The 13,406-nt window shown below is 66.8% G+C and carries 14 protein-coding genes and 2 tRNA genes; 8 read left to right on the top strand and 8 right to left on the bottom strand.

Annotation, left to right across the window (positions count from 1 at the left end; all coding sequences use genetic code 11):
- Positions 1-32: 32 nt before the first annotated feature.
- The 4 genes from ABE454_RS12115 to ABE454_RS12100 all read right to left on the bottom strand — a co-directional run bounded on the left by ABE454_RS12115 (position 33) and on the right by ABE454_RS12100 (position 3,053).
- Positions 33-908: a lysozyme gene (locus ABE454_RS12115; RefSeq protein ID WP_346531998.1), complete on the bottom strand. Its 876-nt coding sequence runs from the start codon at positions 906-908 to the stop codon at positions 33-35.
- 38 nt (positions 909-946) lie between these two features.
- The gene (gene mgtE / locus ABE454_RS12110; protein WP_346531996.1) at positions 947-2,365 is read right to left on the bottom strand and encodes a magnesium transporter; all 1,419 of its coding nucleotides are present in this window, start codon (positions 2,363-2,365) and stop codon (positions 947-949) included.
- A 63-nt stretch (positions 2,366-2,428) separates the two neighbouring features.
- Positions 2,429-2,513: transfer RNA gene (locus tag ABE454_RS12105), tRNA-Leu, on the bottom strand.
- Between the two features lie 288 nt (positions 2,514-2,801).
- Positions 2,802-3,053, bottom strand: a complete 252-nt coding sequence (locus ABE454_RS12100; protein WP_003164329.1) for a FliM/FliN family flagellar motor switch protein — start codon at positions 3,051-3,053, stop codon at positions 2,802-2,804.
- Between the two features lie 65 nt (positions 3,054-3,118).
- On the opposite strand from ABE454_RS12100, the gene lipB reads away from it, so the two are divergent.
- Entirely contained in the window at positions 3,119-3,835 is a 717-nt protein-coding gene (gene lipB / locus ABE454_RS12095; RefSeq protein WP_346531994.1) for a lipoyl(octanoyl) transferase LipB, read from the top strand.
- On the opposite strand, the gene ABE454_RS12090 is transcribed toward lipB, so the two are convergent.
- Positions 3,811-4,227 carry a DUF805 domain-containing protein gene (locus ABE454_RS12090; protein WP_346531992.1) on the bottom strand — a complete coding sequence of 139 codons (417 nt, stop codon included), beginning with the start codon at positions 4,225-4,227 and terminating at the stop codon, positions 3,811-3,813. The two genes, lipB and ABE454_RS12090, sit on opposite strands and share 25 nt — an antisense overlap.
- Positions 4,228-4,417: 190 nt before the next feature.
- Between ABE454_RS12090 and msrB the strand changes: the two genes are divergently transcribed.
- The 3 genes from msrB to ABE454_RS12075 all read left to right on the top strand — a co-directional run bounded on the left by msrB (position 4,418) and on the right by ABE454_RS12075 (position 6,374).
- Positions 4,418-4,909, top strand: coding sequence for a peptide-methionine (R)-S-oxide reductase MsrB (gene msrB / locus ABE454_RS12085; protein WP_346531990.1), 492 nt, complete (start codon positions 4,418-4,420; stop codon positions 4,907-4,909).
- 49 nt (positions 4,910-4,958) lie between these two features.
- A complete protein-coding gene (locus ABE454_RS12080; protein WP_346531989.1) occupies positions 4,959-5,582 on the top strand; it encodes a hypothetical protein in 624 nt (207 codons plus the stop codon).
- Between the two features lie 123 nt (positions 5,583-5,705).
- On the top strand, positions 5,706-6,374 hold the full coding sequence (locus ABE454_RS12075) for a DedA family protein (RefSeq protein ID WP_346531987.1): 669 nt from the start codon (positions 5,706-5,708) through the stop codon (positions 6,372-6,374).
- A 301-nt stretch (positions 6,375-6,675) separates the two neighbouring features.
- Here ABE454_RS12075 and ABE454_RS12070 read toward each other — a convergent pair whose 3' ends face one another.
- From ABE454_RS12070 to ABE454_RS12060, 3 genes are all read right to left on the bottom strand, one after another.
- Positions 6,676-9,948 (bottom strand): amidohydrolase family protein, encoded by a 3,273-nt coding sequence (locus tag ABE454_RS12070; RefSeq protein WP_346531985.1) that lies wholly within the window; start codon positions 9,946-9,948, stop codon positions 6,676-6,678.
- Positions 9,949-10,167: 219 nt separating this feature from the next.
- Positions 10,168-10,479: a hypothetical protein gene (locus ABE454_RS12065; protein ID WP_346531983.1), complete on the bottom strand. Its 312-nt coding sequence runs from the start codon at positions 10,477-10,479 to the stop codon at positions 10,168-10,170.
- A gap of 165 nt (positions 10,480-10,644) precedes the next feature.
- A tRNA-Thr gene (locus ABE454_RS12060) sits at positions 10,645-10,719 on the bottom strand.
- Between the two features lie 98 nt (positions 10,720-10,817).
- On the opposite strand from ABE454_RS12060, the gene ABE454_RS12055 reads away from it, so the two are divergent.
- From ABE454_RS12055 to ABE454_RS12040, 4 genes are all read left to right on the top strand, one after another.
- Positions 10,818-11,003 carry a hypothetical protein gene (locus ABE454_RS12055; protein WP_346531981.1) on the top strand — a complete coding sequence of 62 codons (186 nt, stop codon included), beginning with the start codon at positions 10,818-10,820 and terminating at the stop codon, positions 11,001-11,003.
- Positions 11,004-11,114: 111 nt separating this feature from the next.
- The gene (murA, locus tag ABE454_RS12050; RefSeq protein ID WP_346531979.1) at positions 11,115-12,404 is read left to right on the top strand and encodes a UDP-N-acetylglucosamine 1-carboxyvinyltransferase; all 1,290 of its coding nucleotides are present in this window, start codon (positions 11,115-11,117) and stop codon (positions 12,402-12,404) included.
- Positions 12,394-12,894, top strand: a complete 501-nt coding sequence (locus ABE454_RS12045) for a DUF2948 family protein (protein ID WP_346531978.1) — start codon at positions 12,394-12,396, stop codon at positions 12,892-12,894. Before murA ends, ABE454_RS12045 begins: the two co-directional genes overlap by 11 nt.
- The gene (locus ABE454_RS12040) at positions 12,891-13,358 is read left to right on the top strand and encodes a UPF0262 family protein (RefSeq protein WP_346531976.1); all 468 of its coding nucleotides are present in this window, start codon (positions 12,891-12,893) and stop codon (positions 13,356-13,358) included. The genes ABE454_RS12045 and ABE454_RS12040 overlap by 4 nt, the downstream gene beginning before the upstream one ends.
- The last annotated feature ends 48 nt before the right edge of the window (positions 13,359-13,406 follow it).

Raw genomic sequence — 13,406 nt, 5'->3', positions numbered from 1 at the left:
AGCACCGCGCGTGAGTTTCGCAAAGACTGCTGTTAGCGGGACTGTTTCTTCTTTTGTGGAGTCTCGTTCGGAGCCGATCCGCGCAGGAAACTCCAGGCTGCCGCGCCGATGAAAACCAGCCCCGCGAGGGCCAGACCTGCGCCGGTCAGGACGGTGGCGTCGCTGGCGTCAGGCGTTTTCCAGGCGCGGTGGAAGGCGGCGATTCCCGCCAGAAACGCCAGGGCGCCGATGCCGCCGATGAACAGGACCGCGCCCTTGTCGGCCTGAGCGGATTCGGTCGCGGGACGGTCTTCGTGACGCATAACGGCTGCGGTCGGCGCGGTCGTTTCGGCTGACGGCGCCGATGCGGCGTCAGGGCCGCGCACCGGGGCGGTCAGCAGGGCCTCCAGCGGAGCAGGCTGATCGGGCGCCGTGTCGAACAGGGCGCGTTCGGCCGAGCGGCGGCGATAAAGGGCGTCGACCGGCGGCGAGGCGCGCTCTGGCCACGCCGACAGGGCGACGGCGGCTTGGGACGGGGCGCTGGCGTCCAGTCGGGCCTGAACGTCCGAACCCTCGAACCGCTCAAGCCCGATGGAGAAGATGAAGCTGGCCAGGGCGTCGAACTGATGCTGGTTCAGCGGCAGGCGCACCCGTTCGTTCAACAGGGCGACAATGGGCATCAGGTCGTATTGCAGCAGCAGTTCCGCCTCGGCCTCGGTCACTGTCGCGCCGGGGCGGGCCGAGCGCGAATGGCCGTAACCGATCACGGGCGTTCCGTCGCGGCGCAGGACGGTGCGGGGGCGGAAGCCCTCGAAGCTCTTGATCAGCAGAAGGCCTTCTCGAGAGACCTTGCGGCGTTGCGGCGCGGCTGCGGACACGGATTGACCCAATTCGATACGGGCGTTCTCGCCCCGATGGGGACGGAGCAAGCCTTGTTCCGCACAAACGGGACGGCGTCAGTTTGGGTTCAAAGCAGAACCATGGTCGCCAGACCCAGGAAGATCAGGAAGCCGAAGAAATCCGTCGTCGCCGTCACGAACACGGCCGAGGACACCGCCGGGTCGAACTTCAGCCGGGCCAGCGTAAGGGGCGTCAGCACGCCCACGCTGGCGGCCACCAGCAGGTTCAGCACCATGGCGGCGGCGATGACCCCGCCGATGCGCCAGTCCTTGAACCAGAAGCCCGCCGCCAGACCGACCAGGGGCGCCAGAACGAAGCCGTTGGCCAGACCCACGGCCATTTCGCGCCAGAAGGTGCGCAGGGCGTTGGAGCTGTTCAGCTCACGCGTCGCCAGCGCGCGCACGGTGACGGTCAGGGCCTGCGTGCCCGCATTGCCGCCGATGGCCGAGACGATGGGCATCAGCACGGCCAGGGCCACGATCTGCTGGATGGTGCCTTCGAACAGGGCGATGACGCTGGCGCCCAGCATGGCGGTGAACAGGTTGACGCCCAGCCACGGCACGCGGCCGCGCACGATCTCCATCACGCTGGAGGAGCGGTCCTCGTCGGCGACGCCGGCCAGACGCAGGATGTCCTCGCGGTTCTCTTCCTGAATGATGTTGACGACGTCATCGACCGTCAGCTGACCGACCAGCCGCCCGCCGGTGTCGACCACGGGCGCCGAGATCAGGTGGTATTTCTCGAAGATATAGGCGACTTCTTCCTGATCGACGTCCACCTCGATGGCGTTGACCGGCTCCATCAGTTCGGTCAGCGGCGTGGTGCGCGGGCTGCGCAGCATCCGGCTGATGGCGACGCCGCCGACCGGCCGGTTCATCGGATCGACGACATAGATGTCGAAGAAGAGTTCGGGCAGGTCGTCGCCCTGCGCACGCACGTGGTCGATGGTGTCGCCGACGTTCCAGAACTGCGGCGCGGCCATGAACTCGCGCTGCATCAGGCGACCGGCTGAATCCTCTGCATAGCCCAGAGAGGATTCGATGGCGGCGCGCTCGACCTCGGGCATGGCGGCCAGCACACGCTCGCGCTGGTCGTCCTCAAGGTCCTCGACGACCGAGGCGGCGTCGTCCGAATCCAGTTCCTGCAGCGCTTCGGCGAGGGTGGCTGAAGGGACGCGCTCCAGCACCTTTTCACGGATGCCGTCGTCCATCTCGGGCAGGGCTTCGGCCAGCAGGTCCGGCGGCAGCCACTGGACGACGACCGAGCGGTGCTCGGCGGTCAGGAAGCCCATCAGATCGGCCACGTCGGCGGGGTGAAGGTCTTCCAGCAGGCTGCGCAGGCGCATCCCGTCGCCGTCGTCTGCGGCGTCCACCACCTTTTCGACGAAGGCCGCCGTCAGGGCGTAGTCTTCACCGAGGGCGGCGTGATCTTCATCTTCGAGATGGGGGTCTTCGGGGCGCAGAGGGGCAAAGTCCGTGTGGGTCACGTATCTGCCTCCTCTGAGTTGATATCAGCCGTGTTTAGCCGAGATTCGCCCTGTCAGATCTGATGGTGCGGTCGAGAAGACTCGAACTTCCACGGGTTGCCCCACAGCGACCTCAACGCTGCGCGTCTACCAATTCCGCCACGACCGCTCGCATCGGAGGGCGGGCAATAGCGGAGAGCCGACGGAAAGAAAAGAGCGTTTTGCGGAACAGACGAAATTCCCTCTCCTGATGGGAGAGGGCTTGAGCCTCCAAGAGCGAAGCGATTGGCGAAGGCGAAAGGGTGAGGGTTCGGGGGTGAAGTCGGCCGAAGGCCGTGGCTGATCGTCGACGCGACGGCTGACGCCGACTGACGGGACAAGCCCCTCACCCTTTCGCGCAAGAACGATCGCTACGCTCTCGTGCGCTCAAGCCCTCTCCCGCCGGGAGAGGGAAGGGTTAGGCGGCTCCGGCCATGAAGTCATAGACATCCGCCGGGCGCGTCACCGTGATGGCGATGCGGTCGTCGCGGATTTCGATCTCGCCGCGCGCGACCGGATGGTTGTTGGCCAGGATCCAGACCTCGTCCTTTTCCGAGGCGTCCAGCGGGATCACCGCGCCGCGGCCCATGCGCAGCAGTTGCTGCATCGGCAGGACCGAACGGCCCAGCACGACCGAAATCTCGACATCGACGGCTTCGATCTGGCTCAAGACGATACTCGCAAATCAACGGGCGGCCCTTGCGCCGCCGCGTTCGGCCCCACATTGAGGGCATCATGCTTGCCGACCCGTTAAACTCTTCCCAACGCCGCCTGTTTCGCGAGGATGACCGCCCCGTCCAGTGGGCGCTGTCTTCCGGCTATGTCGACTACGCCGCCGCCGAGGCCGCCATGGAGGCGCGCGTCGCCGCCATCGCCGCCGGTGAGGCCGAGGAGCTGGTCTGGCTGCTGGAACACCCGCCGCTCTATACCGCAGGCGTTTCGGCCAAGGACGACGACCTGCTGGCGCCCGACCGCTTTCCGGTCCACCGCACGGGGCGGGGCGGGCAGTTCACCTATCACGGGCCGGGCCAGCGCGTGGCCTATGTGATGCTGGACCTGAACAAGCGCGGCAAGGACGTGCGCGGTTTCGTTCACGGGCTGGAGGACTGGATCATCGGCGCCCTGGACCGCTTCGGCGTCGAGGCCGGTATGCGCGAGGGCCGCGTCGGCGTCTGGGTCGAGCGCAAGGGCGCGGGCTGGAGCCGCGAGGACAAGATCGCCGCCATCGGCGTCAAGGTCCGCAAATGGGTCAGCTTCCACGGCATCAGCCTGAACGTGGAGCCGGATCTCGACCATTTCGGCGGCATCGTGCCGTGCGGCATCACCGAACACGGCGTGACCAGCCTGGTCGATCTGGGCGTGCTGGCGACGATGGACGAGGCGGACGATGCGCTGAAGTCGTCCTTCCAGCGGGTGTTCGGTCCGGTTCAGGCGGGTGTGGCGCCGCTCTGACGGCGGGCGTCCGGTGCGGCGCCGTAGCGGTTGAACGCCTTCTGGCCCGGCAGGATCGCCAGATCGAAGGCCACGAGGGCCAGCGCGGCGGCGGCGATCCACGCCAGCGCCGTCTGCGGCTGGGGCCACGCCAGGCTGAAGGCCAGCAGGATCGGCCCGCTCCACCAGCCTGAACGACCCCGATCGTGCAGGCGCTGGGACAGGACGCAGAAGCCGCCGTAGATCAGGCCCGCAGCGACCACCGGATGCAGCCACAACGGCGTGGACGGCCATAGATCGACCGCCGCCCAGACGCCGATCAGACAGGCCGCGCCCGCCAGAAAGCGGATACGGCCGATGCGCCCCGTCGAGTTCAGAAAAAGGTCAGCCGCGGGGGCGTAGGGGGCGGTCATTCAGCATCGGCAGCGATCGGCGCATTTTGCGCCTGCGGTGTGGAGGGCCTAATCGGGAAACGCTCAGGCGTAAACCGCAGGCAGGGTTCGGTCGCGCAAACGTCAATGACCGGCGTCTCGGTTAAGGGCGCGCCTGCGGCCGTTTGCGGCCATGCTGGAATGCAGGCGCAGGGCCGCCTATCTTCTGGGGATGACCCAGACTGAAACCGCCGCTCCGATGCGTTCCGCCTCCGGTTATGACCTGACGCCGCCGACCGACAGCCAGCGCGTGGCGCTGGAGGCCGATCTGTCGCCGGAAGAAAAGCGCGTGCTTCTGGCCCACGGCACCGAGGCGCCCTTCTGCGGGACGCTGTTGCATGAAAAGCGGGCAGGGGTGTTCTGCTGTCGCGAATGCGGCCTGCCGCTGTTCCGCTCGGCGACCAAGTTTGAAAGCGGCACCGGCTGGCCCAGTTTTAACGAGCCGGTCGATCCGGCCCACGTCCGCGCCGTGCGCGATGAAACCTATGGTATGGTGCGGGTCGAGACGCGCTGCGCCCGCTGTGACAGCCATCAGGGCCATGTTTTTCCGGACGGTCCGCCGCCGACCGGCTTGCGTTACTGCATCAACTCGGTCGCCCTCAGTTTCGTGGCCGAGGGGGCGCCGCTGGCCGACCCGCTGGGGCGCGGCGACGGGACGGCCTGACCTTGGCCGCATTTGAGAGTAGTGTGGTGCGGAACGGGAGCATAAGCGAATGCTGACTGAACTCATGGCCGCCTCCCTCCTGCTGGCCGCCAGCGATCCGGAAGGCGTCGTTTCGACCGCGCCGCGCAACGGTTCGGGCGCCGTGCCGGCCGCGACGGCCGCCGCCCTGGCCGAGACGGTGACCGAGGCCTCGCCCGCCGTGACCCTGCAGACGGCGGCGCCGCATGGCCTGAATACGGAACAGCAGATTTCCCGCTGGCTGGGCGAGCGCCGCGGCGACGCCCGTCCGGTCGAAACCTGGGCCGACGCCTGGGAAGAGGCCGCGCCGCGCAAGATGCATGGTCAGGTCAGCGCCGGAATCGGCACCGGCGGCTATCAGGATTTCGGCGCCAGCGTCTCCCTGCCTCTGGGTGAGAGCGGCACGCTGAATCTCAGCTTCAGCCAGACGAAGAACGCGCCGTGGGCCTATGGCTACGGTTACGGCCCCTATGGTTTCGATCCCTATGGATTCGGCGCGGGGCGTTACGGGTTCGGCGGTTATGGCTGGCGTGACGCCTATGGCGCGGCGCCCGGTCCGTGGAGCTTGCGCAGCCGTCGCGATGATGATCGGCGCAGCCGCCCCTTCAATACGGACGATGAGCGGCGCGATACGGTCGAAGACGCGGGTCGTTAAGGGCGTCTTCGTCAGAAAAGTGCGTCCTGAGGGTCACGGAATGCGCTTTTTACCCCATGGCGTCGCATCGCCGCATTTCCTTTCTATGTGCTGATCCCATATGCCCTCGGGCAAAGGATCAGTATGGACAGCTTACTCACCTCGGCCGCCGAATTCATCGCCCGCAACGCCATGTGGGCCGGGGTGATTCTGGGTCTTGTGACCTTTTTTGAGTCGCTGGTCGTCATCGGCGCCTTCGTGCCTGCGACCGGGCTGCTGGTCGCGGCGGGCGGTCTGGTGGCCGCCGGGGTGCTGGACCCCTTCACCGTCATCGCCGGGTGCGTGATCGGCGCCGTTCTGGGCGACGCCATCTCTTACTGGATCGGGCGCAAGCTGGGGACGCGCGTTCTGCGTCACCATCTGCTGGTTCCGCATCGCCGCAAGCTGGCGTGGACGCGCCTTTACTGCCGCCGCTACGGCGTGGCTTCCATCTTCATCGGCCGCTTCTTCGGGCCGTTGCGCGCCTTTGTGCCGGTGATGGTGGGCGTGCTGCAGATGCGCCAGCGCGTGTTCCAGATCGCCAATGTCACCTCCGCCTTCGTCTGGGTGCTGGCCATGCTGGCGCCCGGCTATCTGGCCGCCAGAGGGCTGGCGCGGCTGGAGATGATGACCGAGGCGCATAATCCGACCCTGTGGCTGTTGGCCTTCGGCGTAGTGGTTCTGGCGCTGGTGCTGGCCATGCGCTGGATGAAGGGGCGTGCGGCGCGCCGTAACGCCCTGCTGGAAGCGTCTGTGCGGGGCGTGGGGGAGTAGGCTCAGCCGCTCTCATTGTGCGGTGGGCGTAAGGGCGAAAGGCCGCCCCTCGGCCATCCTCCGGCTTGTTTTGAGCTGTGTCTCTTATCCCCGCTCATCCCGGCGGACGCCGGGATCCAGTCCTTTGGCTTTAAGGCGCCCGGCTCACCGGTTAGGTCTCCGTTTGGCTCACTTACTGGATCCCGGCGTCCGCCGGGATGAGCTGAGGTGAAAGGGTGGGACCAGCACCGGAGAGGTGATCTCCCATGAAAAAGGGCCCGGCGGATGCCGGGCCCTTTCGCGTTCCTGCCGTGCGGCGGGATCAGTTGTGGGTGTGGCTGTGCGATTCGGCGGACGTGACCGTGCCCGAGGCGCTCCAGGCCTGACCGTCTTCGCTCTGGAACCAGAACGGCTTGCGCTCAGGCCCGCCGACTTCGTTCATGTGGTTATCGTACAGACGGCCGTTGATCATGGTGTAGCCGATCTTGGTCGAGTCCCGCAGGTTCTCGAGCGGATTGGCGTCCAGCACGACCAGATCGGCCAGCTTGCCGACTTCCAGCGAGCCGATGTCCTTGTCCATGCCCAGCGCGCGGGCGCCGTTGATGGTGCCGACGCGCAGCGCCTCGTGCGGGCTCATGCCGCCCTGTTCGAACATCCACAGCTCCCAGTGGGCGCCGAGGCCTTCACGCTGGCCGTGGGCGCCGATCTGGACCGAGACGCCCTGATCCATCAGCCGCTTCGATTCGCGGGCGATGGAGATGTGGTTCAGCTCTTCCGGCGGGGTCTTCACCGGACGACGCGAGCGGGCGTCCAGAATGCGGCGCGGGACATACTGGCTCAGGATCGGGTCTTTCCAGACGTCGGTGACCTCATACCAGTGGTTCTCGCCCCAGGCGCCGCCGAAGCCGACGATCAGGGTCGGCGTATAGGCCGTGCCCGTCTGCGACCACAGCTGCACCGCGTCGTCGTACATGCGCTCCACCGGCACCGAGTGTTCGATGGTGGTGTGGCCGTCGATCAGCATGCTCATGTTGACGTTGTAGAGCGAGCCGCCTTCCGGAACGACCATCATGCCCAGTTCGCGGGCGGCCTGCATGATCTGCTGGCGCTGATCGCGGCGGGGCTGGTTGTAGCTCTTGACGCTCCAGGCGCCGACGGCCTGCATCCGGCGCAGGTGCGAGCGCGCGTCGTCCAGGCTGTTGATCACCGCCGTGGTCGGCGTGGCCGCGCCATACAGGACCGTGCCGGTCGAGAAGATCCGCGGGGCCACGACGCGCCCGGCCTTGGCCAGTTCGCTGTGGGCGAAGATCTCGCTGTTGTTGTTCGACGGGTCGTGCAGGGTCGTCACGCCGAAGGCCAGGGCGGCGTAGTTCACCCAGCTCTGCTGCGGGATGATCTGGTCCGAGCCCATGGGGCCGTGCCAGTGGGCGTCCACCAGGCCGGGGATGATGGTCTTGCCGGCCATATCCATGACGCGGGCGCCGGCGGGAACCGTGACCGAGCCGCGCGGGCCGATGGCCTCGATGCGGTTGCCGTTGATGACGACGACGCCGTCCTCGATGACTTCCTCGCCCTTCATGGTGATCAGGCGCGCGCCCGACAGGACGGTGACGCCGGTCGGACGGGCGTAGTCGGCGGTGAAGCCGATCTTGATCCCGTGCTCGGCAGGCTTGGGCAGGTCGGCCGGGGCGCCGTCGACGAAGGCGAAGCTTTCGCTCAGCGGACGCGAGAACAGCTCCGGTCCCATCGACCACTGCAGGCGGCTGGAATCGCCCGACCAGTGCAGCCACTCGCCCGCATCATGGGTGACGCGCGTCTGCGGCAGGGCCTTGGTGTCGGCGCCGACCGTGATGGCGCGGCCCGTCGAGGCGAAGGGCGCGATATAGGCGTTGAAACGCTCGGTCCAGGCGATCCACTGCTCGTCCGGCGAGACCGAGAACTCGGCCGCCCATTCGCTGCTCAGGTGGTTGCGCACCTCGCCGCCCGACAGGTTCATCGAGCGCAGGACGCGCTTGTCGCCGTCGCGCGCGCTGACGAAGATGCGGTCATTGCTGGCGCCGAACTGCGGCGTGGTGCCCGAATCGGTGATCTTGACCGGCGCGCCGCCGCGCACGGAGACGCGGTAGACGCCCGGCTCGCGGCTCCACAGGGCCGAACGCAGATAGCCGTCGCTGGAGGTGCGATAGACGACTGTCTGGCCATCCGGCGAGAAGCGCGGCTCCAGATAGTGGCCCGGGTTGGTCGTGATGGTCCGGCCTTCGCCGCCCGCGGCGGGGATGACGCGGATGGAGCCCAGCTTTTCGTCGTTCCAGGTCGTGTAGACGATCGAGCGGCCGTCACGCGACCACGAGGGATACAGCTCGAAATGGTCGCTCTGGCGCGTCAGGCGGCGGGGCGTTCCGGCCACGCCGTTACGCAGGTCGCGAACCCACAGATTGCCCAGCGCCTCGAACACGACCTTGGAGCCGTCCGGCGAGGTCTGCGCCCAACGGATCATCTTCACGTCGAACTGGTCCGGCGCCACCTCGACGGGGAAGCGGGCCGTTTCCTGCACCTGACGGGTGTCGGTGACGCGGAAGGGGATGTCGCTGACGGCCTTGGAGGCCACGTCGATGCGGCGGATCTTGCCGCCCGCCCAGATGACGATGGAGCCGTTGTCCGGCGTCCAGGCGAAGCCCGGATAGACGCCGTGGATGGCCCAGGTTTCCTGCATGTCGCGGTCCAGGGCGTTGTAGATCGGCGTCTCGCGCCCGGACTCCAGGTCCATGACGTAGAGCACCGACTGGTAACGATCGCGGCGCACGAAGGCGAGCGACTTGCCGTCCGGCGACGGCGTCGGCCGCACCGAGCCGCCCGGGCCGGTGACGAAGGGTTTGATCTCGCCCGTCTCGCGATCCAGTCGGCGGATCACATAGAGCTGGGTGTTGGGGTCCTTGGAGTAGTCGAAGACGCCGCCCGGCGTGGCGTCGTCGCTGAAATACATATAGCGGCCGTCGGGCGAGAAGGCGGGCTCGCCCGTGTCCTTCTGCTGGGTGCGGCGCTCGGTCAGTTGCACGCCGCTGCCGCCGCCCGCGCGGTGGTACATCCACATCTCGCCCGCGCCCAGCGAGCGCGACGAGGTGAAGTGCTTGCGGCCGACGATGAACTGGCTGTCCGGCGTCCAGGTCGGGGAGTTCAGCAGGCGGAAGCTTTCGTTCGACACCTGACGCGGGTTGGAGCCGTCGCGGTCCATGACCCACAGGTTGTCGCCGCCGCCGCGGTCCGAGGTGAAGGCGATGAAGCGGCCGTCCGGCGAATAGCGCGGCTGCATGTCCCATGACACGCCCGAGGCGATCGGGCGGGCGTCGCCGCCGGTGATCGGCATCACATAGATATCGCCCAGCAGGTCGAAGACGACCTCACGCCCGTCGGGGCTGACGTCGACGGCCATCCAGGTGCCTTCGTCGACGTTGATGTTCACATTGCGCTGGGCGCCGATGGGATGCTGGACGTCCCATTTGGGCGCCGCGTCCCCACCGCCGGCGGCGGGCGCCTGGGCGAACGCCGGAAAGGCCACGGTCAAAGCCGCAGCGGTGGTCAACAGGATACGCTTCATGAAAAGCCCCACAGCCCTCAAATCGGATACAGATGGCTGAAGCTAGCGAGGCAGGCGGGGGCTTGGCCAGTCGGGATAAGAGGTAGCGCTCCGAATATTATTCGGAGGTGGCGCGAAATCGCGCTTCAGATCATCCGGTCCCTTGCGGCCCCTTGTCGCGCCCCGCGCAGAGGACCATCCGCAGGCGTCTGCGGCCCGTCAGGCGGGGCGTTCAGCCGGTCAGTTCAGCGCGCGGCACTTGGAGTTGGCGTTGTTGATTTCCGGGTTCTCAATGAAGCACAGAATGTATTTGCCGCCATTCGATAGAATGAAGGTGTAGGCGCTCACGTTCTGGCTGAACATCTCGGTCTGATAGTCGTTGAACGAGATGATCTTCCAGCCTTCATCCAGCAGGACCGTCAGGGATTTGTCGACCGGCGCCCATTCGGTCGCCCGCGAATTCGGATCGGGCAGGGCCGGGCGGCGCTGGGCCTGCGCCAGTGAGGGAAACAGCGCCAGGAGGACAAGGGCGAGGCCGAGTTTCTTCATCATGATGATCCAGAAGGTGAGGGGCGACGTCGCATCAAATACCTCTGATGGATGATGTCGAGTCGCCGGATGGCGCCCAGCGGTCGAAACCGGCTTGGGCGCTGGGGAGATTCTGAATGCAGGGGCTGGAATTGATCGAGGCCCAAACCGTTCAGGTTTGGGCCTCGGTGGTGCCGCCGGGCAGGATTGAACTGCCGACCTCAGCCTTACCAAGGATGCGCTCTACCACTGAGCTACGGCGGCGGGTCGCTGAGGAAGCGGCCGTATAGCCAAAGGTTTTCCCCGGGCCAAGTCCAAAATGCATGCTTGATCAAAATCTTTGGGCGCGGTCTGCTGCGTTCATGGATAAGCCGACCAAAGACGCCGACGGCACGGCCCCCGCCGCCGTCACGCCTTCCGCCGCCAGTTCGACCGCCTCGGCCAAGGCCGAACGCGCGGCGCGTCTGGCCGCCGCCCTGCGTGCGAATCTGCGCCGTCGCAAGGCGCCCGGCGCGGGCGGGGCGCGCGCGCCGAAGGAAAGCAACTGAAAGTCATCCGTCCTACGACGTTACGGCCTTTCGCGGTCGCATCAGGGCTTGCTAGATAACCGGTTCGCCGGGCCGCAGGGGTCCGGGCCTCCCAGGACTTCCCCGACACCCATGGACAGCATCGTCATCCACGGCGGCAATCGCCTCAACGGCTCCATTCCGGTCAGCGGAGCCAAGAATTCGGCGATCAAGCTGATGGCGGCGTCGATCCTGACGGATCAGCCCCTGCTGCTGACGAATATGCCGCGTCTGGCGGACACGCGATTCCTGGGCCAGCTGCTGCGCCAGTTCGGCGTGCAGGTGACTGAACGCGACGGCGACGACGGGCAGGAGACGCTGTTTCACGCGCCGGAGCTGACCTCGACCTACGCCCCCTATGATCTGGTGCGTCAGATGCGGGCCTCGTTCAATGTGCTGGGGCCGCTGCTGGCGCGCACGGGCGAGGCCAAGGTGTCGCTGCCGGGCGGCTGCACCATCGGCGCGCGGCCGGTTGATCTGCACCTGATGGCGCTGACGGCCATGGGCGCCGAGATCGAGCTGGAAGAGGGCTATGTCACCGCTGCCGCGCCCAAGGGTCTGCACGGGGCCGAGATCGAGTTTCCCTTCGTTTCCGTCGGCGCCACCGAACACGCCCTTCTGGCCGCCGTACTGGCGAACGGGACGACGGTGCTGAAGCGCGCCGCGCGTGAGCCGGAGATCGGCGATCTGGCCCGCTGTCTGATCGCCATGGGGGCGAAGATCGAGGGGCTGGATACGGATGTGCTGACGATCACCGGCGTCCCGTCCCTGTCGGGCGCGACCTGGTCGGTGATTCCCGACCGGATCGAGATGGGCTCTTACGCTCTGGCGGCGGCGATGGCCGGGGGCGAGGTGCGCCTGACCAGAGGCCGCGCCGACCTGATCACCGCCCTGACCGACAAGATGGTCGAGGCGGGCGTCGAGATCGAACCGACGGATGACGGCCTGATCGTCCGTCGTGACCCGACGCAGCGGCTGAAGGCGGTCAATCTGACCACCGAGATCTATCCGGGCTTCGCCACCGACCTGCAGGCGCAGTTCATGGCCCTGATGACGACGGCCGAGGGGACCAGCGTCATTCACGAAAACATCTTCGAGAATCGATTCATGCACGCGCCGGAACTGGCGCGTCTGGGCGCCGACATCACCGTCCATGCGGGCGAGGCGCAGGTGGTCGGCGTGGAAACGCTGAAGGGTGCTCAGGTCATGGCGACCGATCTTCGCGCCTCCATGTCTCTGGTCATCGCCGGTCTTGTGGCCGAAGGTGAAACGACGGTCGGCCGCGTCTACCATCTGGATCGCGGCTTTGAGCGCATGGAACAGAAACTCAGCGCCTGCGGCGCGGATGTCCGAAGGATCAAGGGGGAGGGCGATGAGCACTGACGGCGAACCGACCCTGAACCCTGAGCAGGCCGCGATTCTCGATGCGGCGCAGGAAGCCCTGTCGCCGATCGCGCCCCTGCGCCTGCTGGCCGAGGATGGGGATGATCTGCAGATCATTTCGGCCGCGCTTCAGGACGCCATCATGCGCCCGGTGGACATCCGCTGGGAAAAGGACGCCCGGCGGCTGACGCTGGTCCTGTCGCGCTTCTGCTGGGAATGCGGCGGCACGCGGGTCATGGCGGCGATGCAGTTCGGCGACGTGCAGGCGGTCAAGAGCCGCCGCCTGCCGCGCCTGCCCGAATCGGCGCTGGAGCTGCTGGCGATGGACTTCCTGCCGGGCGAGGCGCCGGGCGGTCAGGTGATGATGATGTTCGCCGGCGGCGGCGACCTGCGCATTGATGTGGAATGTCTGGACGCCGTCCTGACCGACCTGTCCGAGCGCTGGCCCGCGCGGATTGCTCCCACCCATCTGGATGAGGCGGTCGGATGAGCGGCGCGCACAAACTGACGGCGATCGAGATCGACAACGCCAGCCTGCCCGCCGCCACGGCCGAGATCGAGCATGAGCGCCGCGTGGCCATCTTCGATCTGGTCGAGCAGAACAGTTTTGTCCCTGAAGGGGCGGCAGGCGGCCCTTACGCCCTGAAGCTGTCGTCGCAGGATAACCGGCTGGCCTTTGATATTTCCGGACCGGATTTCAGCCGCACCCACGTCCTGTCGCTGACGCCGATGAAGACGGTGATCCGCGATTACGGCCTGATCTGCGAAAGCTATTATGAGGCGCTGCGCGGCTCGTCGCCCAGTCAGATCGAGGCGGTCGACATGGGGCGGCGCGGGCTGCACAATGAAGGCGCGGGCCTGCTGAAAGCCCGGCTGGAAGGCAAGGTCGAGATCGATCAGGAGACGGCGCGGCGGCTGTTTACGCTGGTGTGCGCCCTCTACCGTCGGGGCTGAACTCGACTATCCACGCGTTTTGGTGCATTAGGCGCCCTCACTTTCACG

Source organism: Brevundimonas diminuta, assembly GCF_039673845.1.
GTDB classification, from domain to species: Bacteria; Pseudomonadota; Alphaproteobacteria; order Caulobacterales; family Caulobacteraceae; genus Brevundimonas; species Brevundimonas diminuta_E.
This window is presented reverse-complemented; position numbering and strand designations above follow the sequence as displayed.

Bases quoted from the DNA above. Each gene is read 5' to 3' on its own strand.
- msrB (WP_346531990.1), top strand. From the start codon at position 4,418: ATGACCCAGACTGAAACCGCCGCTCCGATGCGTTCCGCCTCCGGTTAT.
- ABE454_RS12040 (WP_346531976.1), top strand. From the start codon at position 12,891: ATGAGCGGCGCGCACAAACTGACGGCGATCGAGATCGACAACGCCAGC.
- ABE454_RS12055 (WP_346531981.1), top strand. From the start codon at position 10,818: ATGGATAAGCCGACCAAAGACGCCGACGGCACGGCCCCCGCCGCCGTC.
- ABE454_RS12090 (WP_346531992.1), bottom strand. From the start codon at position 4,227: ATGACCGCCCCCTACGCCCCCGCGGCTGACCTTTTTCTGAACTCGACG.
- ABE454_RS12065 (WP_346531983.1), bottom strand. From the start codon at position 10,479: ATGATGAAGAAACTCGGCCTCGCCCTTGTCCTCCTGGCGCTGTTTCCC.
- murA (WP_346531979.1), top strand. From the start codon at position 11,115: ATGGACAGCATCGTCATCCACGGCGGCAATCGCCTCAACGGCTCCATT.
- ABE454_RS12075 (WP_346531987.1), top strand. From the start codon at position 5,706: ATGGACAGCTTACTCACCTCGGCCGCCGAATTCATCGCCCGCAACGCC.
- ABE454_RS12045 (WP_346531978.1), top strand. From the start codon at position 12,394: ATGAGCACTGACGGCGAACCGACCCTGAACCCTGAGCAGGCCGCGATT.
- ABE454_RS12070 (WP_346531985.1), bottom strand. From the start codon at position 9,948: ATGAAGCGTATCCTGTTGACCACCGCTGCGGCTTTGACCGTGGCCTTT.
- ABE454_RS12080 (WP_346531989.1), top strand. From the start codon at position 4,959: ATGCTGACTGAACTCATGGCCGCCTCCCTCCTGCTGGCCGCCAGCGAT.
- lipB (WP_346531994.1), top strand. From the start codon at position 3,119: ATGCTTGCCGACCCGTTAAACTCTTCCCAACGCCGCCTGTTTCGCGAG.